The organism is Nocardioides faecalis (genome assembly GCF_018388425.1).
GTDB lineage: Bacteria > Actinomycetota > Actinomycetes > Propionibacteriales > Nocardioidaceae > Nocardioides > Nocardioides faecalis.
Map to the genome: position 1 here is coordinate 2,631,459 of NZ_CP074406.1, position 23,845 is coordinate 2,655,303.

Below are 23,845 nucleotides of genomic sequence, written 5' to 3' on the forward strand. Positions count from 1 at the left end.
TCGTCTCGGTCGGCAGCGGGGTGGGTCCTGCGTCAGATTCTGACGCAACGCGGGCGGTGGGCTCAGCAGGCGGGGAGCTCCGCCTCGGGGTCCTTGGTCCAGGTCTCCAGCGCGAGCCGGGCATCGTGCACGGTGGTGACCTTGACCAGGCGCAGGTCGGGGCCGAGCCCTTCGACGTCGCCGCAGTTGGCCGGCGGCACCAAGAACAGCTCCGCGCCGGCCTCCTCGGCGCCGGCGATCTTCTGCTGGATGCCGCCGATGGGCCGCACGGAGCCGTCGGCGGTGATCTCGCCGGTGCCGGCCACGGTGGCGCCGCCGGTGAGCGAGCCCGGCGTCAGCGTGTCGTAGATGGCGAGCGCGAACATGAGCCCGGCACTGGGGCCACCGACGTTGGGGTCCACCCGCAGCTTGATCTCGAAGGGGAACTCATAGCCCAGCCCCACCGAGACCCCGACCCGCGGCTTGTCGTCCTCGACCTCCGGCTTGACCCGGACCGTGAGCTGGCGCCCGTCGCGCAGGATCTTGAACTCGACCAGGCTGCCGTCGGCGTGCTTGGCGACGGCGTCGACGACGTCGGCGGGCTTGGTCACCGGCTCGCCGTCGACCTCCTTGAAGATGTCGCCGGGCAGCAGGCGTCCCTGCGCCGGACCGTCCTCCTCCACCGCGGCCACGCGCACCGCGGTGGGCACCTTGGTGCCGATCTCGGCGAGGGCGACCGCCTTCGCGGTGTCCTGGGAGGTCGACATCTGGATCGCGCCCTCGGCCTCCTCCTGCTCGGCGGTGGAGTCCGGCGGGTGCACGAGGTCGTACGGCACGATCGCCTTGTCGGGGTCCAACCAGCGCGACATGGCCTCGCCGAGGGAGAGCTTCTCGCCGTACCCGGAGGCGACCACAGTGGTGAACCGGATCTGGCCGTCGTCGTAGTACGCCTTGTGGCCGTCGACCTGGATCAGCTCGGCGTTGTCGGAGTCCTTGCCGAGGATGTCGAAGGTCGGCCCCGGGCTGTAGGAGGCGTACGGCAGCGGCACGGCCAGCGCGACGCCGCCCAGGATCAGCACCAACGGCCCCGCGATGCACGCGGCGATCAGGCGCTGGTTCATGGCGCCTACCTTCTCAGACCCGGCCAACGGCCCCGGCGCCCAGGTCAGGGCGCGGGGTCAGGAGGCGCGCCGGCCGTCGGCGGCGTCCCGGGCCCCGGCGTCGCGGGCCTCGGCGCCCTCGACCGAGCCTGGGATGACCACCGGACGCATCCGGGAGGTGCGCACGGCCACGCCGGAGGCGCGTTGCGGCGCCGGTCGCGGTGCGGCGTAGCCCGGCTTGGAGCGCGGCTCGCGGGACAGCGCCTCGCCGAGGCGGCGGGCGGCCTCCTCGCGGCTCTCGTGGGTAATCGCTGTGCGGCTCTCGCGGCCCCACCACGCCACCCACGCCATCGAGGCGAGGGTCAGGGCGGCGGCCGGCAGCAGCCAGAGCAGGATCTCCACACCGCGAGGGTAGGTCGACCACGACGGTCGATGGGTGAGGACACGCCCGGTCGAGCTAGGGAGCGCCGACCCACTCCTCGGTGCCGTCGGCGAACCGCTGGTGCTTCCAGATCGGCACCTCGGCCTTGAGGGTGTCGATGAGCGCCCGACTGGCGTCGAAGGAGGAGCCGCGGTGCCCGGCGGTGGTGGCGACGACGACCGCCAGGTCACCGATGTCGAGGTCGCCGACGCGGTGCACCGCCGCGACGCCGGTGACGTCGTGCTCGGTGCCGACCCGCTCGCAGACCTCCTCGAGGCGCTGCAGCGCGCTGGGGTGGGCCGAGTACGACAGGCCCACCACGCCCTTGCCCCCGTCGTGGTCGCGGACCCGGCCCACGAAGAGCACGAGCCCGCCGGACGCCGGGTCGTCGAGGCTGTCCAGGACCTCGGTGACCGACAGCGGCCGGTCCGAGATGGCGACGGCGCGCACCGCGGGATGGGTCATGGGGGCACTCTAGGACGCTGCGGCGCACCCCGCGCCGGACACCGCGCCAGGCACTGCGCCGGACACCGCGCCAGGCACTGCGCCGGACACCGCGCCAGGCACTGCGCCGGACACCGCGCCAGGCACTGCGCCGGGCACGTGGCCGGACACGGCGGTGGGCGGGCGGCGCGGACCGCTCCCTGGGTCCCGGCCGGGATCCGCCCGGTTGGCCGAACGGCGTAGATTCGGAGCATGACGAACAACCCGGGCGAGCCTGGCGACGACCAGCCGAACCCGTTCAAGGGCACCCCGTTCGAGCACCTCTTCGACTCCCTGGGCGGCGCGTTCGGCGGCGCCGGCCTGCCCGGCGGCCTCGGCGCGCTCGGCGGCTTCGGTGGTCCGGGCGGCCCCGGTGGCCCCGGCGGCATGGACTTCCTGGCCCAGCTGCAGTCGCTGATGCAGCCCTACGACGGCCCGCTGAACTGGAAGGCCGCCGACGACATCGCCCGCCGCGAGATCGCGACGAAACCGGACCCCACCCCCGGCTCCCGTGACGCGGACCGGTTCGCCGACGCGGTCCGGCTGGCCGACCACTGGCTCGACGCCGCCACCGAGTTCCCCTCCGGGGTCACCACCACCGCGGTGTGGAGCCGCGCGGAGTGGCTCGTCGAGACGCAGCCGGTGTGGAAGGTCCTCGTGGAGCCCGTCGCCGCGCGGTCGGTGACCAGCCTCTCCGCCGGGCTGCCCGAGGAGATGCGCGCCGCGGCCGGGCCGCTCGTCGGCCTCATCGGCCAGGCGGTCGGCGGCATGCTGGCCATGCAGATCGGCCAGGCGCTCGGCGGGCTCGCCGGCGAGGTGCTCACCGCCTCCGACATCGGCCTGCCGCTGGGCGCGCCCGGCAAGGCGGCGATGGTGCTCAGCAACGTGCAGGCGTTCGCCGAGGGGCTCGACGTCGGCGAGGACGACGTCGTGCTCTACCTGGCGCTGCGCGAGGCCGCCCACCAGCGGCTCTTCGCGCACGTGCCGTGGCTGCGCGAGCACCTCATCGGCGCCGTCACCGACTACGCCCGCGGGCTGGAGATCAACGCCCAGCAGATGCAGGAGCGGATGCAGGAGCAGCTGCGCAACATCGACCCCACCAACCTGGAGTCGATGCAGAGCCTGCTCGAGGGCGGCCTGTTCGACCCGCCGCGCACCGAGGCCCAGACCGCCGCCCTGTCCCGGCTGGAGATCGCCCTGGCTCTCGTCGAGGGCTGGGTCGACGAGGTCGTGGGGCAGGCCACCCGGGACCGGATGCCGGCCGCAACCAAGCTTCGCGAGGCGGTACGACGTCGCCGGGCCGCCGGCGGTCCGGCCGAGCAGACCTTCGCCGCGCTCGTCGGCCTCGAGCTGCGCCCGCGTCGGCTGCGCGACGCCTCCACCCTGTGGGGCGGCCTGCGCACCCGCGCCGGCGACGAGGCCCGCGACGGCGTGTGGATGCACCCCGACCTGCTGCCCACCGCGGCCGACCTGGACGACCCGCTGTCGTTCCGCGCCGACGCCACGGCCCCGGCGGAGCTCTCCGAGGACGACTTCGACGCCGAGCTGCGCAAGCTGCTCGAGGGTGGCCCCGCTGCCGGCGATCCGGAGGACTCCGACGGCTCCCAGGACGGCCCCGACGGCAGCACCGAGGACTCCGACGGCTCCGGCGGCCCCGACGGCCCGCAGGGGTGAGCCTGGCGCACGACGGCGCGGCGGTGCCCCCTGCCGCGCCGGCCGGGCCGGGCCTGCACGCGGACGCACTGACGACGCTGCGCGCCTGGGAGGCCACCGACGCGGGTCAGGAGGCGCTGCGGCAGCGGTTCGTCGCGCACCTGGAGTCGACACCGGACGGCATGTGGCGCTCGTCGTACCCCGATCACCTGACGGCGGGCACCATCGTGCTGGCCGCGGACGGCACCCGGGTGCTGCTCAACCTGCACCGCAAGGCGCGGCGTTGGTTCGCCTTCGGCGGGCACGCGGAGCCCGGGGACCCGACCCTGTCCTCGGTGGCGCTGCGCGAGGCGCGTGAGGAGTCGGGCATCGCCGAGCTGGCCTTCCACCCGGTGCCGCTGCAGCTGGACGTGCACGTCGTGCCGTTCTGCGACCCTCGTGGCGGCGTGAGCCACCTGGACGTGCGCTACGCCGCGCTGGCCGGACCGGACGCCGTGGAGGTCACCAGCGAGGAGTCGCTGGCGCTGCGGTGGTGGCCGTTGGACGGTCTGCCCGAGCTCGAGCCGAGCATGCTCGCGCTGATCGCCGCGGCGCGCGACCTGCTTTGCTGAGCCGCCTCAACCGACCGTTTCAGCTGATCGCTTCAGTCGCCGCCCTCGTCAGTCGACGTCGTCGGCGAGCGGGAACAGGTCGTCGGACGGCGGCCTGGGGATCCGGGCGCCGTCCGACCAGCCGGCCAGGTAGCCCTTCGCCTTGTCCGCCTCGGGATAGTGCGCCACCCACCCCCAGAACCGGTCGTTGTGGTGCGGCTCGATCAGGTGGGCCAGCTCGTGCACGAGCACGTAGTCGATGACCCACTCCGGCATCCGCTGCAGCCGCTCCGAGAGCCGGATGCTGCGGTTGCTCGGCGTGCACGATCCCCAACGGGAACGCTGGTTGGCGACCCAGCGCACCGAGTCGGGAACCGCGAGCCCGCCCAGGTAGTCGTCGCTGAGGCGCTGGGCACGCGTCATCAGCTCCGCGTCGCTCCACCGGCGCGGGCCGGCGTCGCGCAGCTCGCGCCGCTCGATCCGGGCGACCATTTTGCTGACCCAGGCCCGCTCCTCGGCCCCGGTGAGGTCGGCGGGCATCAGCACGACGATCGTGGTGCCCTCGCGGTAGGCGGTGACCGTACGGCGCCGCCGGGCGGAGCGGCGGATCTCCACCCGAGGCGGGGTCCGTGAGGTCATGCCTTTGACCCTAGGGCCATCGCGCGCCGCGCGGTGGGACGTTGGTCACACCCGGGGTCACCCGGGGCGGGCGCCGAACGAACCCGAACACCCGGCGGGCCGGCGCCACTCACGCCCAGGTCACGGCGTGGCCCACTCCAGCAGCCGCTCAGCCGGCCAGGTGTTGACGATGCGCTCGGCGTCGATGCCCGCGGCCTCGGCCCGCTCGCACCCCAGCAGCGGGTAGTCGAGCTGGCCGGGGGCATGGGCGTCGCTGTCGATGGAGAACAGGCAACCGATGTCGCGGGCCAGCTCGAGCAGCCGGGTCGGCGGGTCGCGGCGTTCGGGCCGGGAGTTGATCTCGACCGCCACCCCCTCCTCGGCGCACGCCTCGAAGACCGCGCGGGCGTCGAACCGCGACTCGGGCCGGGTCCCGCGGGCGCCGGTCACCAACCGGCCGGTGCAGTGCCCCAGCACGTTGGTGAAGGGGTTGCGCACGGCCGCGACCATCCGCCGGGTCAGCGCCTCGGGCTCCATCGCCAGCTTGGAGTGCACGCTGGCCACCCGTACGTCGAGCCGGGCGAGCATCTCCTCGGACTGGTCCAGGGAGCCGTCGTCGAGTATGTCGACCTCGATGCCCCGCAGCAGCCGGAAGCCAGTCTCATCGGGGTGGCCATCGAGGTGGCCACCGAGGTGCTCGTTGACCGCGGCGACCACGTCCAGCTGGCGGGCCAGCCGCTCCGCGGACAACCCACGGGCGACCTTCAGGCGCGGCGAGTGGTCGGTCAGCACGAGGTAGTCGTGGCCCAGCTCGATGGCGGTCATCGCCATCTCCTCGATGGGCGAGCCACCGTCGGACCAGTCCGAGTGCGAGTGCAGGTCCCCGCGCAGCCGGGCCCGCAGCGCGGTGCCGGCGCCGTCGGCGGTCAGCGGGCCGCCGTGCTCGGCCTCCACCGCCGCCAGCCGCTCCGGCACCTCGCCACGCACGGCCTGCGCGATCACCTGGGCGGTGCTGGCGCCGACCCCGGGCAGCTCGGCCAGCGTGCCGGCCCCGGCGCGGCGTCGTACCTCGTCCTCGCCCAGGGGCAGGATCGCCGCGGCGGCCTTGCGGTAGGCCTTCACCTTGTAGCTGTCCGCCCGACCACGCTCGAGCAGGAACGCGATCCGGCGCAGCGCCGCGACCGGGGTGCCGGTGTACTGCTGACCCACTCGTGCTCCTTCTCTCGGCGTGTCGGGCGCGACACGCCGCCGGCTCTCGGAAACGGTTCCGGGAGATTGTTCTCCACAGGCAGTGGAGAATCCTGTGGGCGGCATCCGCGCTGGTCAACCGACGTCCACCGACCCTACGACCCCCGAGAAGCCCGCGGCGGGCGAGCAGTTCCTCCACAGCGGATGCACGGTTCTCCCCCGCCCCTCCACGGGAAATCCCACTCCTCCCCAGGGTCTTCCACAGGTTCGTCCACAGCCGTTGAGGCAGATGGATTGACCGCGGTCCGCCCGGTTGCCTAGCGTCTGCCTCAGACGAGGCCCTCGGGCCGCAGCACCTCGCTCGCAAGGGGAAGGCAAGCGAGGGGCAACGCGGCCCGGGGGTCTCTCGTCTTCTCCGGCCCCTCTTGGTGCCCGTCAGCGGCCGGTGAAGAGCGGGCTCCGCTTCTGCTGGGCGGCCGCGATGCCCTCCTGCAGGTCGGCCGTGGCGAGGGTGACCGGCTGGGCGAGGGCCTCCCACTCCAGGGCGGCCTCGAGGCTCGCGTGCGGGCGCTGCAGCGCCACCTTGGTGAGGCGGGAGGCGATCGGGGCGGTGGCCGCGACCTGCGTGGCGGTGTGCAGCACGCCGGCCAGGAAGTCCTCGGGCTCGAGCACCCGAGACACCAGGCCGAGCGCGAGCGCCTCGTCGGCGTCGACCAGGCGGCCGGTGAGGAACAGGTCCCGGGAGGCGGCGGGACCCACCACCTCCGGCAGCAGGTAGGTGCCGGCCATCCCGGGGTGGATCCCCAGGCTCGTGAACGGCACGCCCATCCGTGCGCCGCGGGCGGCGTACCGGATGTCGCAGGCGAGAGCGAGGCACAGCCCGGCTCCGATCGCGGGCCCGTTGACGGCGGCGATGGTGGGCACCTCGAGCCGGCGCACCGACAGCCAGGCGCGGTAGAACGGCAGCATGCGGGCCCGCAGCTCGTCGACCGAGGCGTCGGGCTCCGAGGCCAGCCAGGACAGGTCGCCGCCCGAGGTGAACGCACGCCCCTCACCGGTGACGACCAGGACCCTCAGGGTGGGGTCGGCGGCGAGGTGGTCGATGGCCGCGACCCAGGACGCGGTCATCTCCTCGCTCATCGCGTTGCGCTTGTCCGGCTGATCCAGGACGAGCAGTGCGACGCCCGCGGCGGGGCGCTCCAGACGCAGGTGTGACAGCTCGGGCGGGGGCGGCGGATTCGTGGCCGATGCAGACATGCGGGGCACGGTACTGCGGCGGGGAGGTGGTGTGCCGTATGGTCGAGGACGGTCCGGAGGCGTCTCCGACCCTCGACGGGCTTCCCCATCGTCCCCGTCGCGACGACCGAACGAACGATCGACTAGCAAGGAGGCCGTCATGGCGGAGACCTGGAGCGGCGAGTTCTACTGCGTGAAGTGCAAGGCCAAGCGTGAGGCCGAGGGCGAGGTCAAGGTCAACGACAAGGGCACCCGGATGGCCAAGGCCGTCTGCCCCGAGTGCGGCACCAACCTCAACCGCATCCTCGGCAAGGCCTGAGCGAGACTCAGTACCTGCGTCCGACTGTCGCGGGCGGCTCCACCTCGGTGGAGCCGCCCGCGGCCGTTTTTCACCTGTCCGGTGCCTGTGGAGAGCCACCGCAGGACCGGTCCCGCAGTGGCACGCTGAGGCCATGGCGACGACCGGGACCCCGCACCTGTCCCTGCGTCCCGGGGTGCCGGTGCTGTCCCGGGACGCCCGGGTGGTGCAGGTCGGGCTCGACTCCCCCGTGGTGCGCCTGCCGGACTCCCCCGCGGTGCGCTCCCTGCTGCGCGCCCTCGGCCGCCCGGGCGGGCTGACCGCCCCTGGTGCCCCTGGTGAGCCCGGTGAGCCCGGTGAGCCTGGAGCGGACGCTGGCGCCCCTGAGGCCGTGCAGGTCGCCGACGCGCTGGCCCGGCTCGCCCGGGCCGGGCTGCTCGTCGAGGTGTCCCGGCACGAGCGCGGCACCGACCCCGTGCTGGGGCTGCTGCGCGCGCAGTACGGCCCGGACGCCGTACGACGCCGCGCCGCGCGCGCTGCGGCCCTGGTCGCCGTGCACGCCGACCCCGCCACCCGCGCCACGCTCGCCGAGCTGATGGGCCGGGCGGGGCTGCGCGTCGCAGGCGCCGGCGACCCCGACGCGGACGTGCACGTGGTCGTCGCCGGCGGCGCCCTGGACCGGGCGGTGCTCGACCCGCTCGTGCGCGCATGCGTGCCCCACGTGGCGGTGCACGGCTCGGGAGCCGCGCGCCGGCTGGGCCCGTTCGTGCAGCCCGGCCTGACCGCCTGCCTGCGCTGCGTGGACGCCCACGAGTCGGTGCGCGACGTACGGCGGTCGCTGCTGGTGGCGCAGGCCGCGAGCATCGCCCGGGAGCAGCCGCCCCCGCAGGACCCGGTGCTCGAGGCGCTGGTGCTGGCGTGGGCGGTGCGGGACGTGACGCGCTACGTGGAGGGCGACGAGCCGAGCACCTGGTCGGCGACGGTCGATGTCGGCCCCGGCGACGGCCCGCGGTCCACGCGCTGGGGGCGTCACCCCGAGTGCGGCTGCTCCTGGGACGAGTTCATCGACCTGCCCTGAGCGGCTCCCACCGGGCTGCTACCACCAGTCGCTGTCGAGCTTGGCCTCCATCGCCCGCAGGTGCTCGCGCGAGCACTCCTCGCAGAACAGGCGCCGCCGGCCCCGCTCGGTGGCGGTGCTCCAGGTCAGCGGCACCGTGTCGCCCGCGACGGTGCGACCACAGAAGTCGCACGTGATGCTCACCCCGCCACCCTAGCCACGAGACGGCGAAGGGGGCCGGGACCGACGTGGTCGGTCCCGGCCCCCTCCTCACCCGCGATCAGGGTGTCCTCGCGACGAGGTCGGCGCGAGGTCCGCGGCCGGACCTCACAGAGCGCGTGCGAGGGCGAGACGAGCCTGCAGCGCGGCACGCTCGGCCTTGCGGCTCAAGCGGCGGGCGCGGGTCATCGAGCCGGCCGCGCGCAGCTGCTGCGCCTCTCCCAGGCGCTCGGACATCCGTGCGCGGGCCAGTTGTTCGTTCAGCAAGGGATCCATCATGGTGTCCGTTCTCGGTAGTTCTCGATAGGGGTGTCCTCGTCCCGGCGGTCGCCGGGTGCCGGCCGCGCAGGGCCGGCCGTGGTGCTGCGGGTGGTGCAGGGCTGATACCGGTGTGGCTCAGGCGGCCGCGTGCTTGCGCGGGCGGCCCCGGGGCCGCTTGCGCGGGATCACGGCGCCGGCCAGGAACAGCTCGCCGCCCCACACGCCCCACGGCTCACGCCGCTCCAAGGCGCCGCTCAGGCACAGCTGCCGCACGGGGCAGTCCCCGCACAGCGCCTTCGCCGACTCGACGTCCGAGGGCGACTCCGCGAACCACAGCTCGGCATCGTTCAACCTGCACGGCAGAAGCTCGCTCAGCGTCGGTTCCAGAACGCTGGTCGTCATCTGCTTTCACCTCCTCTTCACAAGACCTGATCGCGTTGGTCGGTTCTCCTGGTGGGACCGGCGACCTCGCGCTCTCGTGGGGAGAAGCAGAAAGGCCGCGGATCCCGGTCTGTTCGGGTTCCGCGGCCTGGAGGCTGACGAGCTGGGTGTCCTAGCTCGATGGACTCCAGGCAGGGGTCCCGTCGACGCGGGCGGCGTGAGCCGTGCGCCGGTTGCCGGCGATGGCGCGCTTGCGCTCGGCGTCGGAGGCCACCGCTCCGCCGGCTGCGGCGAACGCAGCCACGGCCGCCTCCGGGGCGGCCGCACGCACGGCGATGCCCTGCGACGCGACGGTCGGGAGAGCGGCCGGGAAGGCGGTGGCGCAGACGTCTGCGGTGGGCAGGAGCTGCCAGCCGACCGGCATCGTCGTGGTGAGCATCAGGTTGTTCATCGGGCCACCTCCTCTCCGAGGCATCAGGCGCCAGTCTTGTCAGGACTGTGCTGCGCGAGTTGTGTCACACGACCGTAGTGGGCCGTCGAGAACGGGCGCAAATGATTTATCGAGGTTTTCTTGCGGACCTCGGTGCCGCCGTGTCCAGGGGCGCTCGAGCGGGCTCAGGAGTCGGCGACGACGGCGAGGACGGCCTCGCCGTACTTGTCGATCTTGGCCTTGCCGACGCCGTTGATCTTGGCGAGCGCCGCGAGCGTGGCCGGCTTGTGCTCGGCGATCAGCTCGAGCGTGGCGTTGGTGAACACGACGTACGCCGGCAGCGGCTTGCCGTCCTCGTCGCGGGCCGCCTCCAGCCGCCACGCCTTGAGGCGCTCGAACAGCGCCTCGTCGTAGCGGGAGGGGTGGTGGGCGCAGCGACCGCGCTTCTTCTCCGCGGCCGTGCCGAGCGGTTGCAGGCACTCACGGCAGCGGGCGACCCGGGTGGGGCGCCGGTCGGCCGCGGGCCGCTGCGACTCCGGCAGCATCGGGACCAGGAAGCGGGAGGGCTGGCGCCGCTGCGCCTGCCCCGGGTTGCGGGCCGCGGCCCACGAGACCTGCAGCTCGCGCCTCGCACGCGTCATGCCGACGTAGAGCAGGCGACGCTCCTCCTCCACCGCACCGGGCGGCGCGCCCTCCTTGCTCGCGTAGACGAACGGGATCGTCCCGTCCTGGACGCCGCAGCAGAACACCGCGTCCCACTCCAGGCCCTTCGCGGCGTGGAAGGTGGCCAGGGTGACGCCGTCGGCGGTCGGGGCGTGCTGCTCGGAGGCGCGGCGCTCCAGGTCCTCCACGAAGGCGGCCACCGACGCCTCGGCGCCGCGCTCCTTGGCGAACTCGTCGGCCTGGTCGACCAGTGCCTGGAACGACTCCCACCGGTCGCGGACCTGGCCGCGGCTGGTCGGCGGGGTCGCGGTCCAGCCCATCGCCCCGAGCACGCCGCGGACCACCTCCAGCCACGGACCCTCGTCGGCCTCGCCACTGCGCGCGGCGCCACGCAGCCTGGTGACCGCCTCGCGGACCTCGCGCCGGTCGAAGAACCGCGCCGCGCCGCGCACCACGTACGGGATCTGGCGGTCGGTGAGGGCGTCCTCGAACGTCTCCGACTGGGCGTTGATCCGGAACAGCACCGCCATCTCGCCGTACGGCGTCCCGGCCCGGTGCAGCCGCGCGATCCGGTCCGCGACCGCGGCCGCCTCCGCGACCTCGTCGGACTCGCCCACGTAGCGCACCGCCGAGCCCGTCGGCTGCTGGGAGCGCAGCTGCACCCCGGCGCTGGGGGTGCCGGCGAGCAGCCGGTTGGCGACGTCGACGATCTGCGGGCTGGAGCGGTAGTTGCGCACCAGCTCGATCGAGGTGGTGCCGGGGTGCTTGGCGGCGAAGTCGCGCAGGTAGTCGGCGTCGGCACCGGCGAAGGAGTAGATCGTCTGGGCGGGGTCACCGACCACGCAGATCTCGTCGCGCCCGCCCAGCCAGAGGTCGAGAAGCGCCGACTGCAGGGGCGAGACGTCTTGGAACTCGTCGACGACGAACCACTTGTACTGCCGGCGCACCTGCGCGGCGACCCGCTCGTCGGCGGCGAGCACGCCGGCGGTCAGCAGCAGGACGTCCTCCATGTCCATCCGGCCCTGGTCGCGCTTGACGTCCTCGTAGGCGGCGAAGACCCGGGCGACGTCGTCGTGGCCGTGCCCGTCGATGCTGCGGCCCTTCGCCGGGGCCAGGCGCGCGTAGACGTCCGCGCCGACGTTGCTCACCTTGGCCCACTCGATCTCGGAGGCCAGGTCACGCAGCAGCGCCTGGTCGGCGCGGACCCCGATGTTGCGGCACGCCACCGCCAGCATCGGGATCTTCGACTCCGTCAGCTCGGGCAGCTCGGTGCCGTGCACGTGCGGCCAGAAGTAGCGCAGCTGGCGCAGCGCCGCGCTGTGGAACGTCCGGGCCTGCACCCCGGGCGCGCCCAGCGTGCGCAACCGCTGGCGCAGCTCGCCCGCCGCGCGAGTGGTGAACGTGACGGCCAGGACCTCCGAGGGCACGTAGACACCGGCCGCCACACCGTGCGCGATGCGGTGGGTGATCGCCCGGGTCTTGCCGGTGCCGGCACCGGCGAGCACCCGCACCGGTCCGCGCAACGTCTCGGCGACCTTGCGCTGCTCGGGGTCGAGCGCGGACAGGAGGCTCTCGATGGCCTGCGACGACATGCGGGGAACAGTGCTCCTTCGACTACGACGGCACGGCGGTTCCGGCCGGTCCCGACCCTAGACGGGTGCGACGACACAAGCTGCGCCCCTCCCCAGCCCTGCCACGCCGGCGACGCGGCCTAAGGTGAGCGTCGTGGCCCACCTCGTCCTCACCGTCGTCGGAGACGACCGCGCCGGCCTCGTCGAGACGCTCGCCGACACAGTCGCCGAGCACGGCGGCAACTGGGAGCGCAGCGAGCTCGCCGAGCTCGCCGGCGCCTTCGCCGGGATCGTGCTCGTCTCGGTGCCCGCGGACCGCGTCGACGCCCTCCTCGCGGCGCTCGGCGGCCTCGAGGGCCTGCTCCGCGTCGTACCGCACCAGGGCACCGCGCCGAGCGCCACCACCGGCGCGACCGGCTCCACGGCCGGCGCCGAGGCCGTCCAGTCCGCCTCGATGACGTTCACCGTGCTCGGCAACGACCGTCCCGGCATCGTCCGCGACATCACCGCGGCGCTGAACCGGCACGGGCTGAGCGTCGACCGGTTCACCAGCCGCACGCTCCAGGCGCCGATGGCCGGCGGTGTGCTGTTCGAGGCCACCGTGGAGGCGCACGGGCCCTCTGACGTGGACGTGCACGCTGCCACCGCTGCACTGGAGCTCCTCGCCGGCGAGATCCAGGTCGACCTGACTCTCGGCTGACCCTCGGCTGACCCTCGGCTGACACCGCGCGCCCCCCGGCCGCGTACGGTGGGTCCCAGTGCCGATCGCACCCGCGGAGCCGTTTCCGCCGGGCGCGCGGCGCCCAGCGCAGCCCGAGAGAGGAAGTCCCCGATGACCGCCGGCACCTTCACCATGTACACCACCCCCTGGTGCGGCTACTGCCACCGGCTCAAGAGCCAGCTGGACCGCGAGGGCATCACCTTCGACATCGTCGACATCGAGCAGCAGCCCGAGGCCGCCTCGATCGTCGAGTCGGCCAACAACGGCAACCAGACCGTGCCCACCCTCGTCTTCGCCGACGGCACCGCGCAGACCAACCCCTCGATCGCGCAGGTCAAGGCGAAGCTCGCCGAGCTCGCCGGCTGAACCCACCCGCGGCCGTTCCCGGCCGCGTCACCAGCTGCCGGGCAGGTCCTCGCCGTACCAGTGCTCGATGAGCGAGCGGCTGATCGAGACACCGCCGGGCAGCACCAGCGTGCCCTCGTGGGTGGCGCGGCGGATCTGCTCGCGGGTGTACCACCCGGCCTCGACCACGTCGTCGTCCTCGAGCCGGATCTCCTCGCTCAGCGCCCGGCCGTGGAAGCCGAGCATGAGGCTGGCCGGCAGCGGCCACGGCTGGTTGCCGAAGTAGGTGACCTCCCCGACGACGACCGCCGTCTCCTCGGCGACCTCGCGGCGTACGGCGTCCTCCAGCGACTCCCCCGGCTCGCAGAACCCGGCGAGCGTGGAGAACCGGCCCTCGGGCCATGCGGGATGGCGGCCGAGCAGGCAGCGCTCGTCCTCGCTGCCGGGCTCGCCGGCGGTGATCAGCATGATCACCGCGGGGTCGGAGCGGGGGAACTGCACCTTGCCGCAATCGGCGCAGACGAGCTCATGTCCGGCGGCCCGCGCGGACAGCGCGCCGCCGCAGCGGGGGCAGAACCGGTGCGCCCAGTGCCACTCGGCCAGCCCGAGGGCGTGGAAGGCCAGCGGCGCCTGCCGGGCGCCGTCGCCGCCGAGCAGGGGCAGCAGGCCGCGCAGCGGCAGCCAGGCCCCGTCCGCGTCCTCGTCGCGGGCCAGCGCGGCGTCGGCGATGACCGCCCACCAGGTGGTGCCGTCGCGCTCGCCGAGCAGCACCCGCACGCCCTCGGGTGCCTCCTCGGGGCGCACCCACTCCAGGCCCTCGGGGCTGGAGCGCACCCTGGTGCCCGCGACGACCAGTACCCGGCTGCCCTCGTCGGCCAGGCGTGCCTGCAGCGCCGTGTCGTCGTCGCGCAGCAGCCCGAGCCGGTCGTGCGGGTCGGCGGCCAGACGCTCGTGCGGGTAGGTCACGGGCCGAGACTAAGCAACGACTCCACGCCCTCACGGCCGGGCAGGTCGTCGTGCACCACGAGCCGACCGGTCCGCACGTAGTAGAACGCTGCCCTGACCCGGGCGAGGTCGAGGCCGTGCAGCTCCGCCCAGGCGAGCCGGTAGAGCGCGAGCTGGAGCGGCTCGGCGTCCTGGCGGTCGCCGGTCTTCCAGTCCACGACCAGCACGGAGCCGTCGGGCTCGTCGTACACGGCGTCGATGCGGCCGCGCACCACCTGCTGGCCACCGTCGGGGTGGTGCAGCACCAGCGAGAACGGCGCCTCGACCGCGGCGGGCACCCGCGAGCCGAACGGACCGTCCTCGAAGGCGGCGATGAGCTCCTTGAGGTCGGCGTCGTCCTCGATCCCCGCGTCGCCGCGCCCGGCGAGCTCGTCGGGGTCGAACAGTCCCTGCTGGCCGAACCGGGTCTCCACCCAGGCGTGGAACCGGGTCCCGAACCGCGCCGCCGGGGCCGGCGGCTTGGGCATCGGGCGGGCCAGCTCGCGGGCGAACTCGTCGGGGGCGTCGCGCAGCCGGGCCAGCGCGGTCGCCGACAGCGACGGCGGCAGCGCCACCTGGATCTCCGCGCTGCGCTCCGCGCGGGCCTCGGTGAGCAGCCGCTCGATCTCCTGGTCCCAGTCCGCCACGCGGGCGGCCTCGACGATGTCGAGCTCGGGGTCCGCGGCGTCTGGGTCGGCGGCCCGCACCCGCGCCGCGGCCTCGAGCCGGCGGGCGGTCTCAGCGCCGATGCCGGGCACCGGCCACGGCCGGGACGGGTCCTCGGCGTCCAGCGGGTTGGCCGCACCCCTCTCCGGCTTGTCCCGCCACTCCACCGGCTCCTCCCAGCGCTCGCAGAGCTCGCGGATGGTGGCCTGGAAGGACGACGGACCGTAGGCGCTCTTCCGGTTGCCCCAGAGGAACGAGGTCACCCACAGCTCGTGCGCGGGCCGGGTGAAGGCGACGTAGCCGAGGCGCAGCTCCTCCTGCGCCTCGTGCGCCTTGGTGTCGGCGCGGTAGGCGTCCAGCGCCGCCTTGTCGTGCCCGGCCAGCTGCGGCAGGTCCGCCGCGTCGCCACGCAGCGGAGCCGGCAGCACGCACGGCGAGGAGGTCCACAGCGAGCGGCCCTGGGTGCTGGGGAATCGGCTCTCCCCCACACCGACGCAGAACACGGTGGCCCACTCCAGGCCCTTCGAGCGGTGCACGGTGAGCAGCTTGACCGAGTCGGCCTCCGAGGGAGTGGCGACCTCCAGGCCGTTGCCGGCCTCGTCCTCGGCGGTCAGCCACGCGATCAGTGCCGGCAGGGACACGTCGCCGTCCACGGCCTGGAAGTCCGCGACCGCCTTGACGAACAGGTCGAGGTTCTCCCGTCGGGCCGGCGCCGCCTCGCTCACCGCGGCGGCGAGCTCGACGTCGACGCCGGTCACGTCGACGATGCGGCGGACCAGGTCGAGCAGCGGCTCGCCCACCGCCGCACGCAGCATCCGCAGCTCGTCGCGCAACAGACCGAACCGCTCCAGCGCCTCCGGCGAGTACGGCGCCTCCCCCGGATCGGCCAGCGCGTCGTCGAGGCACGGGATCTCGGCGGGGTCGATGCCGTCGGCGATCGCCACGAGCTGCTCGTGCAGCGTCGCGGAGGCGTCGTCACGACCGCTGCGACCGGCGAGCGCGAACGCCCGCTCCGCCAGCAGCCGCAGGTCGCGCGGACCGACCGCCCAGCGCGGCCCGGCGAGCAGGCTGAGCAGGGAGGCGTTGTCGGTGACGTCCTGCACGAGCTTCAGCGTGGCCACCACGGTGGCGACCTCCGGCAGCCGGACCAGGCCGGAGAGCCCGACGATCTCCACGGGGATGCCGGCTGCGGTGAGCGCGTCGAAGACGGCCTCGCCGTGCTGGTTGTCCCGGCTGAGCACGGCGATCTCGGCCCACGACGTGCCGCCGTCGTGGGTGGCACGGACCTGCTCGGCGAGCCAGGCCAGCTCGTCTCGGTTCGTCTCGAAGACCTTGACGCGCACCGCGCCCGGCGCGCTCGAGCCGTGCTGCAGCATCGCGACCTTGTCACCGTAGGTCTCCATGAGCGGGGCGGCCAGGGCGTTGGCGACGTCGAGGATGCGGGTGTCGGAGCGCCGGTTGACCGTCAGCGGCAGCACCGGCACGGCGCTGCCGTCGGCGGTGGGGAACACGTCGGGGAAGTTGATGATGTTGGAGACCGAGGCGCCGCGCCAGCCGTAGATGGCCTGGTTGGGGTCGCCGACCGCCATCACCGGGTGGCCTTCGCCGAAGAGCCGGGACAGCAACGTGGCCTGCGCGACCGAGGTGTCCTGATACTCGTCGAGCAGCACCACCTTGAACCGCTCGCGCTCGATCCGGCCGACCTCGGGCTGCTCGCTGGCCAGCCTCGCTGCGAGCGCGATCTGGTCGCTGAAGTCCATCAGCCCCAGGTCCGACTTGAGCCTCCGGTACGACGCCACCAGCCCCATCAGCTCGGCGCGCCGGTCGATCACGTCGATCGCCTTGCGGACCGCGTCGACGTAGGTCTTGCGGTTCTTCTCGGCGGCCTCGGCTGCGAGGGCGCGCTCGAACGAGCGGCGCTCCTCGGCGTCGAACGCCAGGACCCGGGCGGGCGTGACGAGGTGCTCGCTCATCGACCCGTCGAGGGTGAGCAGGTTCTGGATGACGGTCGGCGGGTGGTCGGAGAGCTTCTCGACCGGACCGTCGTAGCGGTCCACGGCGCGGGCGCCCAGCTGGTAGCGGGCGGCGTCGGTGATCACCCGGGTGTCGGGCTCGTGGCCGATCCGCAGGCCGTGGTCGACCAGCAGCCCGGCGGCGTAGGCGTTGTAGGTGGCCACCGTCGGCTCGAGGACCTCCTCGTCGTCGGCGGTGTGCTTGAGGTCGAGGGCGCCGGCGTCGCTGAGCACCTTGCGGATGCGTTGGCGCAGCTCGGCGGCGGCCTTGGTGGTGAAGGTGAGCCCGAGGATCTCCTCGGGACGCACCTGGCCGGTGAGGACGAGGTAGACGACGCGGGCTGCCATCAGGGTGGTCTTGCCGGAGCCGGCGCCGGCGATCACCACCACCGGTGAGAGCGGGGCCGTGATGGCGCGCCACTGCTCGGGGCTCGGTGGGAACTTCGCGCGCATCGCGCGCTGGAGCTCCTCGGGGGTGCGGATCTCACGCGTGCGGACGACGTCGGGCCCCTCGGCCGGGGCGGAGGTAGGGAACAGCTGGTCCTGGTCCTCGGGCCGGGTCATCGTTCCACCACCGATCCGGGGCTGCGCACCGGGCACAGCGCGACGAAGCCGCAGTCACGGCACTGGTCGCCGGCGACGGCGGGGAAGGTCTCCTCCCGCAACAGCCGGGCGACCGAGGCGATCCGCTCGCGCAGCGCGGTGCGCTCGGGACCGTCCGCGGTGTGTGCCGCCTGCTCCTGCCGGACCACGTCGGCGGCGCCGTCCTCGAGGCCGAGCTGGATCAGCTCCGCGCCGCCGGAGGTCAGGCCGGTGAGGTCCTCGTCGGGTCGGTCGAGGGCGCCGGCGTCGACGGCGAGCTGGTAGAGCGCGAGCTGGACGTGGTCGCGCACGGCAGGCCCGCTGGGCTTGTTGCGGCCGGTCTTGAGGTCGACCACGACCACCCGGCCGTCCCCGTCGAGCTCCACGCGGTCGGCGTAGCCGTTGATCCGCACCTGGGCGCCGTCGTCCATGGCGATGACGGCGGAGAACCGGGCCTCGGTGGCCAGCAGCCGGCGCGGGTTGCGCTCGTGCCAGGCGAGGAACCGGGCCAGGGCGGCCTGCACGCGCCGGTGCTCGCGCTCCTTGGACCACGGCGTGCGGAAGTCGAGGCGGTCCCACACCCGGTCGACCTCGGTCATCAGCGCGTCCAGGTCGGGCTCGGCGGAGCCGTCGGCGACGCGCTCGGCGAGAGCGTGCACGAGCTGGCCGATGTTGGCCGACTGGTGGCTGCGCACCACGCCGCCGGCCTCCTTCTCCAGGAACCACCGCGTCGGGCAGGCCGCGATCGCATCGAGGACGCTGGCCGAGATCGGCACGGGCTTGTCGGGCTCGCGCAGCGGCGCCTCCGACTCGCTGCGGGCGCGGGTGCCCCACCACGTCGCGGGGTCGGCGGCGGGGACGAGCGGGCGGCGCCCGGCCCGCTCCGCAGCGAGACGGGCGAGCCGGGTGGCGGCGGCCTGCCGCAGCGGCTCAGGTGCCTCGGGGTCGGCGACCGTGCGCCGCAGCTCGGCGACCAGGCCGGGCAGCGACAGCGGCCGCGGCGGGCGTCCGGAGACCGCGCGGATGTGGTCGCGGTCAGGCACGATCTCCTCGAGGAACCGCGACGGCTGCTCGCCGTCGTCGTCGGGTGAGGCCACCGCCGTCACGAACAGCCGCTCTCGGGCGCGGGTGCAGGCCACGTAGAACAGCCGACGCTCCTCGGCGAGCAGCTCGCGCGCGGTCACCGCGGGCACCACGACGCCGGACCCGATCCGATCCGCCTGCAGCAGCGTGGCACGGCGGCGCAGGTCCGGCCACCCGCCGTCCTGCACGTGCGCGACCACCACCAGGCGCCACTCCAGGCCCTTGCTGCGGTGCGCGGTGAGCAGCCGCACGGCGGCACCGCGCGCGCCACGGTCGGCGAGCGTGTCGGCGGGGATCTCCTGCTGCACCAGGGTGTCGAGGAACGCGGCGACGGCGAGGTGCTCGCGGCGCTCGGACACCCGGGCGGCGACGTCGAAGAGCGCGCACACCGAGTCCAGGTCGCGGTGCGCCCGGCGGGCAGCGCCACCGCCCGTCTCCACCGACCGGCGCAGCCGGTGTGGCCACCCGGTGCCCGACCACAGGGTCCACAGCAGGTCCTCGGCGCTGACACCGGCCTCGACCTGCGCCCGGGCGCGGGCCAGCAGCGCCGCCAGGGCGCGGGCCCGCTCGACCTCGATCCCCCCGGTGAGGCCGTCGAGATGGCCGGCGTCGACGACAGCGAGCCGGATCAGCTCGCGCGAGCTGCGCGGGGTGCCACCGTGGACCTGGGCGGCGTCCTTCTCCCGGGCGCGCAGGGCACGGGCGAGACGACGTACGTCGCCGGCGTCGAGACCGCCGAGCGGCCCCGTGAGCAGGGCCTCGGCTCGTCCGGCGTCGACGAACCCGACATCGGCGTGATCGCTGACCTCCAGGTTCACCGCGGCGCGCATGGCCTCCAGGAGCGGCAGCACGGCGGGGTCGCGCACCAGCGGCACCTCGTCGCTGGCGACCTCGACCGGCACCCCGGCCGCACCGAGGGCACGGCGCAGGCCGCCGATGCTGGCCCGGCCCGAGCGCACCAGCACCGCCATCTCGTCCCAGCCGATGCCCTGCTCGAGGTGGGCGCGGCGCAGGATGTCGGCGAGGTGGTCGGCCTCCGCGCGCTCGGTGTCGAAGGTGAGCACCTCGACCCGGCCGGCGCCGTGCGGTCCGGGCGCGCAGTCCGGGGACAGGAAGGCCTCGCGGGCGCCGGCGGGGATGGTTCCCGGCAGCCCGATCCGGCCGGCGACACGCTGCGCGGCGGTCAGGATGCGGGGGCCGAAGCGCCGGGTGGTCCGCAGCGCGACCACGTCGCCGGGACGGCCGTCGGCGTGCGGGAATTGGGTGGGGAACTCGAGGATGCCGCGGACCTCGGCGCCGCGGAAGGCGTAGATGGACTGGTGCGGGTCGCCGACCGCGACCAGGTCGCGCCCGCCGCCGGCGATCGCCTGCAGCAGCGCCACCTGGCCGGGGTCGGTGTCCTGGTACTCGTCGACGAAGACGTGCCGGAACTGCTGCCGCAGCTCGTCGCGGTGCACCTGCGCCTCGATCACCGCGCGCCGGATGAGGTCGGCGTAGTCGGTGGCGCCGAGGCTGTCCAGGGAGTCGAGGTACTGCTCGAGGAAGAGTCCGGCGGCGACGTACTCCTCGATGCCCTCGGCCTCGCCGAGCTCGCGCAGCTCGTGGCCGTCCATGCCCTTCTCCCGGGCGCGGGCGAGCACCGCGTGCACCTCGCGGGCGAATCCCCGGGTCTGCCGGGCGCGGTGGAACCGCTCCGGCCAGCGCACCGACTCGGGGTGGTCGGCGAGCAGCTCGCGCAGCACCACGTCCTGCTCGGGGGCCGACAGCAGCCGCAGGGGCGCCTCGTAGAGCTCGGTCGGCGCATAGCGACGGACCAGTGCGTAGGCGAAGGAGTGGAAGGTCGAGCTCAGCTGCGCACCGGTGGTGCGGCCCAGGCGGGCGCTGATCCGGTCGCGGAGCTGGTCGGCGGCCTTGCGCGAGAAGGTGAGCGCGAGCACCTCGTCGGGGTGGGCACCGCGCTCCTCGATCCGCTCGACGATGGCCTCCACCAGCGTCGTGGTCTTGCCGGTGCCCGGACCCGCCAGCACCAGCAACGGCCCACCGGGGTGCTCCACCACCCGGCGCTGGTGCTCGTCGAGCCGCGGCACCGCCGCACCGGACGGCGCGGGCGCGAACCGGTAGCTCACCTGGGGGCTGGGCTTTTCCACGCGCTCACCTCATCACGACGACCCGACGGAACCGTCGGGTGGTGCCGCTGCGGGTGTCGCGGCCTCACACGAGGGTGAAGTCGGCGAAGTCGAAGCCCGGCGAGACCAGGCAGCTGACGAGCGCGTCGCGGTCGCTGACCAGGGTGCGCTGCCACACGTCGGCGGGCACCAGGCCCTGGGGCGACTCGGGCCCGACGACCAGCCGGTCCCCCGGCTCGGGCACCGCTCCGCGGCCGCCGAGCTCGACGGTGACCGTGCCCTCGTGGGCCAGCCAGGTCTCGTCGGAGCGCACCCGGTGCCAGGCGGAGCTCTCGCCGGCCGGCAGCAGGAAGTAGATCAGGGTCGCGGTGGGCCGCACCCGGCCGTCGGGCAGGGTCACGGTGACGGGCGAGGCCCAGGTCTGTCGGTACCAACCACCCTCGGGGTGCGGCTCGAGGCCCAGCTCCACGGCACGCGCAGGTCGCAACATGCGCCAAGTCTGCCGGGGTGGGACGACGGCGGCAGGCATCGGCTGAGTACCGGTACTCAGTGCGGTTGAGTGCACACCCGCTGCTGCCGACGCGCGCGGTCCGGCTTGATGGCCTCATGAGATACGCCGATCCCGCCGTGTGCCCCGAGTGCCGCTCCCCGATCGCCAGCGGAGTGCCGGTCTGCCCGACCTGCCGGCTGCTGGTGCGCCACCCGCTCGCCGTCGACCTGTTCCGCACACTGCGGCGCGCCGACACCCTGCTCGGTGAGCTGCGCACGGCGAGCGACGCCTTCCACTCCGGCGCCCTCGCCCGCGCCTCCGTGCCCGCCGCCGCGTCGGCCCGCACCTCTCCCGCCGCCGGGGGTGTCGCGGGCCCGGTCGCCGCGACGCCGAGCGGGCCGCCCACACCGCCGTCCGCACCCCCGTCCGCACCCCCGTCCGCACCCCCGGCCGCACCCCCGGCCGCAGTGCCCGCCCCGCCCGCCCGCACGGGCGTGGCGATGACGTCGGTGCCCAAGATCCTGCTCGGCCTCGGAGCGCTGTGCCTGCTGGTCGCCGCGGCCGTGTTCCTCGCGGTCTCCTGGTCGACGCTCGGCGTCGGCGGCCGTACGGCGGTCCTGGCGGGCTTCACCGTCCTGAGCGGTGCGGGCGCGCTGGGCCTGCAGCGCGCCGGCCTCCGGATCGCGGCGGAGTCGCTGTCGGTGGTCTCGCTCGGCCTGCTCGGGCTCGACCTGACCGGGGCGGGTGCCGCCGGCTGGTTGGGCGACATCGGCCCCGGCGGCACCGCCCTGGCCAGCGGTGTCGTGGTGGCCCTCGCAGGCCTCGGTCTGAGCCTGGTGCGTCCGCCGCGAGGGTCGCGGCTGTCCGCTCCGCAGGTGGTCGCTGCCGTCGCCGTGCTGGTGGCCTACCTGGGAGCGGTGCGGGTGAGCGGTGACTGGTTGGCGCCGAGCCACGTGCTGACGGCGTGGGGTGTCGTGGCGTTCCTCGGGGCGCGGCGTCTCGCGATGCCGCTGCTGGGCCGGTGCCAGGTCGCGGTGGCCGCGTTCTGCTGGACGCTCGGTGCCGCGGTGGCCGGGTTCCGAGTGGTGGCCGAGCCCACGCTGCACGAGCTCTGGATCGACGGCTCCGGGTGGTCGCTGCTGCTGAGCGGCGCCGCGCTGCTGGCGCCGGGAGCGCTGCTGGCCCGCCGGGACCTGCTGGTCGCAGGCGCCAGCGGCGCGGCCCTGGTCCTCACCGGCGTGCTCACCGCACCCAGCCTCGACGAGGGCCTGGGTGTGCTCGGCATCGTCGCGCTGGCCGTCACGGCGGCGTGGGTGGTCGCGCTCGCCGTGCTGCCGGCGCCGTGGCGCGGGGTGGCGCTGGCTCCGTCCGCCATGGGCAACCTGGTGCTGCTGGTGCTGGGGTCGTGGACGGCCCTGCTCGCTCTGGACCGCTGGGCCGCGATCGGCGTGCTGTTGGAGCGCGACCTGGGCATCACGCTGCGCGGTCCGGAGCCGGTGGCCGAGCCGTTGCTGCTGGTGCCCTCCCTGCTCGTCGTGGTGGCCTGGACCGCACTCGTCACCACGGGGCGCCGGCCGTCTCAGCGCGCCGGGTGGCTCGGCGCCGCCGGCGTCGTGGCCGGCCTGGGCGCCGCCGCCACCCTCGCGTCGTACGACGTGGCGCTGGCGCTGCCCGTCACGGTGCTCCTGTGCGTGGCGCTCGGCACGGGCGCCGTGGCACTGGGCCGGCGCGGCCCGACGGCGGACGCGAGCGCGTGGCTGGCCGTCACGCTGGCGGGCGCGGCAGGCGTCGCGGCGCTGCCCAGCGCTCCGCTGACGATGCTCGTGGCCGGTGCGGCCACGGTGCTGGCGCTGGTCCTGGCCACCGCCGACCCCCGGGGCGCGACCGCGGCCGGCAGTGTCGCAGCCGCGCCGCTGCTGGCGATGGCGACCACGGGCGCGATCCTCACCACCGGCGCGAGCACAGCCTGGTTGGCGATCCCCGTCCTCGTGGCCCTCGGCGTGCTGGCGCTGGCGTTGGCGCGACCCACCGTCGAGCTGCCCGCCGCGGTGGTGGCGGTGCTCTGGCTGCCCATCTCGTTGCCGGCCGTGACGGACCTGGGCGGGTTCGTGGCGCTGTGGCTGACGGTGGCGGGCTCGGTCCTGGCCGCAGCGGCCGTGATCCACCCGCATCGTCGCGACTGCGGCTGGGCCGGCGGCGCGCTGCTGCTGCTGGCGTGCTGGGTGCGCCTGGTGGACCTGGAGGTCACCGCCCCCGAGGCCTACACGTTGCCGCTGGCCGCCGCCCTGCTGGGCCTGGGCGCGTGGCGGCTGCACGTGTCCGCGGCCACCGGCACCCTCCAGGCACTGCTGCCGGGCCTGCTGGTGGGCACCGTGCCGTCGCTGCTGTGGGTGCTGGCGGACCCGGTCTCGCTGCGGGCCCTGGCGCTGGGCGCGGCATGCCTGGCGCTCACCGTGGGCGGCGCGGCGCTGCGCTGGAGCGCGCCGCTGGCGGTCGGCGCCGGCATCGGGGCGGCCCTGGTGCTGCGGGAGCTGGGTCCCTACGCCGGCGAGGTGCCGAAGTGGGTGTGGATCGGCCTGGCCGGGGCGCTGCTGACCGTCGTCGGCATCACCTGGGAGCGCCGCCTCGACGAGGTCCGTCGGGCTGCGGGCCGGCTGGGCCGGCTGCGCTGAGCACCCGGCGTGCACC

General features: G+C 74.5%; 22 protein-coding genes. 7 read left to right on the top strand and 15 right to left on the bottom strand.

The genetic code is table 11. The annotated features are described in order from the left end of the window. Positions 1 to 62: 62 nt before the first annotated feature. From KG111_RS12260 to KG111_RS12270, 3 genes are read right to left on the bottom strand one after another with little or no spacing between them, the layout of a single operon-like run. Positions 63 to 1,100, bottom strand: a complete 1,038-nt coding sequence (locus KG111_RS12260; protein ID WP_205292861.1) for a YlbL family protein — start codon at positions 1,098 to 1,100, stop codon at positions 63 to 65. Between the two features lie 57 nt (positions 1,101 to 1,157). Further along, positions 1,158 to 1,481 (bottom strand): hypothetical protein, encoded by a 324-nt coding sequence (locus KG111_RS12265; protein ID WP_205292860.1) that lies wholly within the window; start codon positions 1,479 to 1,481, stop codon positions 1,158 to 1,160. Positions 1,482 to 1,536: 55 nt separating this feature from the next. Then, the gene (locus KG111_RS12270; RefSeq protein WP_205292859.1) at positions 1,537 to 1,965 is read right to left on the bottom strand and encodes a molybdenum cofactor biosynthesis protein MoaE; all 429 of its coding nucleotides are present in this window, start codon (positions 1,963 to 1,965) and stop codon (positions 1,537 to 1,539) included. A 231-nt stretch (positions 1,966 to 2,196) separates the two neighbouring features. Here KG111_RS12270 and KG111_RS12275 point away from each other — a divergent pair, with 231 nt between their 5' ends. After that, positions 2,197 to 3,657: a zinc-dependent metalloprotease gene (locus tag KG111_RS12275; protein ID WP_205292858.1), complete on the top strand. Its 1,461-nt coding sequence runs from the start codon at positions 2,197 to 2,199 to the stop codon at positions 3,655 to 3,657. Beyond that, on the top strand, positions 3,654 to 4,247 hold the full coding sequence (locus KG111_RS12280; RefSeq protein ID WP_249666111.1) for an NUDIX hydrolase: 594 nt from the start codon (positions 3,654 to 3,656) through the stop codon (positions 4,245 to 4,247). The genes KG111_RS12275 and KG111_RS12280 overlap by 4 nt, the downstream gene beginning before the upstream one ends. Positions 4,248 to 4,295: 48 nt before the next feature. Here the strand turns inward: KG111_RS12280 and KG111_RS12285 are convergent, their stop codons facing one another. The 3 genes from KG111_RS12285 to KG111_RS12295 all read right to left on the bottom strand — a co-directional run bounded on the left by KG111_RS12285 (position 4,296) and on the right by KG111_RS12295 (position 7,289). After that, positions 4,296 to 4,865, bottom strand: a complete 570-nt coding sequence (locus tag KG111_RS12285) for a M48 metallopeptidase family protein (protein WP_205292857.1) — start codon at positions 4,863 to 4,865, stop codon at positions 4,296 to 4,298. 120 nt (positions 4,866 to 4,985) lie between these two features. After that, positions 4,986 to 6,053, bottom strand: a complete 1,068-nt coding sequence (locus KG111_RS12290; protein WP_249666112.1) for a PHP domain-containing protein — start codon at positions 6,051 to 6,053, stop codon at positions 4,986 to 4,988. 414 nt (positions 6,054 to 6,467) lie between these two features. Next, positions 6,468 to 7,289, bottom strand: coding sequence for an enoyl-CoA hydratase/isomerase family protein (locus tag KG111_RS12295; protein ID WP_205292855.1), 822 nt, complete (start codon positions 7,287 to 7,289; stop codon positions 6,468 to 6,470). Positions 7,290 to 7,428: 139 nt separating this feature from the next. Here KG111_RS12295 and KG111_RS12300 point away from each other — a divergent pair, with 139 nt between their 5' ends. After that, entirely contained in the window at positions 7,429 to 7,587 is a 159-nt protein-coding gene (locus tag KG111_RS12300) for a DUF5679 domain-containing protein (RefSeq protein WP_162851524.1), read from the top strand. Positions 7,588 to 7,720: 133 nt separating this feature from the next. Further along, positions 7,721 to 8,644 carry a hypothetical protein gene (locus tag KG111_RS12305; RefSeq protein ID WP_205292854.1) on the top strand — a complete coding sequence of 308 codons (924 nt, stop codon included), beginning with the start codon at positions 7,721 to 7,723 and terminating at the stop codon, positions 8,642 to 8,644. An 18-nt stretch (positions 8,645 to 8,662) separates the two neighbouring features. Here KG111_RS12305 and KG111_RS12310 read toward each other — a convergent pair whose 3' ends face one another. The 5 genes from KG111_RS12310 to KG111_RS12330 all read right to left on the bottom strand — a co-directional run bounded on the left by KG111_RS12310 (position 8,663) and on the right by KG111_RS12330 (position 12,169). Continuing rightward, positions 8,663 to 8,827, bottom strand: coding sequence for a hypothetical protein (locus KG111_RS12310; RefSeq protein ID WP_205292871.1), 165 nt, complete (start codon positions 8,825 to 8,827; stop codon positions 8,663 to 8,665). Positions 8,828 to 8,950: 123 nt separating this feature from the next. Further along, entirely contained in the window at positions 8,951 to 9,109 is a 159-nt protein-coding gene (locus KG111_RS12315) for a putative WhiB-interacting protein (RefSeq protein WP_205292870.1), read from the bottom strand. A gap of 129 nt (positions 9,110 to 9,238) precedes the next feature. Continuing rightward, entirely contained in the window at positions 9,239 to 9,505 is a 267-nt protein-coding gene (locus tag KG111_RS12320; protein WP_205292853.1) for a WhiB family transcriptional regulator, read from the bottom strand. A 151-nt stretch (positions 9,506 to 9,656) separates the two neighbouring features. After that, complete coding sequence (locus KG111_RS12325; RefSeq protein WP_205292852.1) at positions 9,657 to 9,935, bottom strand: hypothetical protein; 279 nt, start codon at positions 9,933 to 9,935, stop codon at positions 9,657 to 9,659. A gap of 164 nt (positions 9,936 to 10,099) precedes the next feature. Beyond that, positions 10,100 to 12,169, bottom strand: coding sequence for an ATP-dependent helicase (locus KG111_RS12330; RefSeq protein WP_205292851.1), 2,070 nt, complete (start codon positions 12,167 to 12,169; stop codon positions 10,100 to 10,102). 133 nt (positions 12,170 to 12,302) lie between these two features. On the opposite strand from KG111_RS12330, the gene KG111_RS12335 reads away from it, so the two are divergent. Then, positions 12,303 to 12,848, top strand: a complete 546-nt coding sequence (locus tag KG111_RS12335) for a glycine cleavage system transcriptional repressor (RefSeq protein ID WP_249666113.1) — start codon at positions 12,303 to 12,305, stop codon at positions 12,846 to 12,848. A gap of 132 nt (positions 12,849 to 12,980) precedes the next feature. Beyond that, positions 12,981 to 13,235, top strand: coding sequence for a mycoredoxin (locus tag KG111_RS12340; RefSeq protein ID WP_205292849.1), 255 nt, complete (start codon positions 12,981 to 12,983; stop codon positions 13,233 to 13,235). Positions 13,236 to 13,262: 27 nt separating this feature from the next. On the opposite strand, the gene nudC is transcribed toward KG111_RS12340, so the two are convergent. The 4 genes from nudC to KG111_RS12360 form a co-directional block, all read right to left on the bottom strand. Beyond that, positions 13,263 to 14,180 carry an NAD(+) diphosphatase gene (gene nudC, locus KG111_RS12345; RefSeq protein WP_205292848.1) on the bottom strand — a complete coding sequence of 306 codons (918 nt, stop codon included), beginning with the start codon at positions 14,178 to 14,180 and terminating at the stop codon, positions 13,263 to 13,265. Next, the gene (locus KG111_RS12350) at positions 14,177 to 17,440 is read right to left on the bottom strand and encodes an ATP-dependent DNA helicase (RefSeq protein ID WP_205292847.1); all 3,264 of its coding nucleotides are present in this window, start codon (positions 17,438 to 17,440) and stop codon (positions 14,177 to 14,179) included. The genes nudC and KG111_RS12350 overlap by 4 nt, the downstream gene beginning before the upstream one ends. Then, positions 17,437 to 20,688, bottom strand: coding sequence for an ATP-dependent helicase (locus tag KG111_RS12355; protein ID WP_249666114.1), 3,252 nt, complete (start codon positions 20,686 to 20,688; stop codon positions 17,437 to 17,439). Before KG111_RS12355 ends, KG111_RS12350 begins: the two co-directional genes overlap by 4 nt. A 64-nt stretch (positions 20,689 to 20,752) precedes the next feature. Then, positions 20,753 to 21,157 (bottom strand): cupin domain-containing protein, encoded by a 405-nt coding sequence (locus KG111_RS12360; protein ID WP_205292846.1) that lies wholly within the window; start codon positions 21,155 to 21,157, stop codon positions 20,753 to 20,755. 116 nt (positions 21,158 to 21,273) lie between these two features. On the opposite strand from KG111_RS12360, the gene KG111_RS12365 reads away from it, so the two are divergent. Continuing rightward, positions 21,274 to 23,829 (top strand): SCO7613 C-terminal domain-containing membrane protein, encoded by a 2,556-nt coding sequence (locus KG111_RS12365; protein ID WP_205292845.1) that lies wholly within the window; start codon positions 21,274 to 21,276, stop codon positions 23,827 to 23,829. Positions 23,830 to 23,845 lie beyond the last annotated feature (16 nt).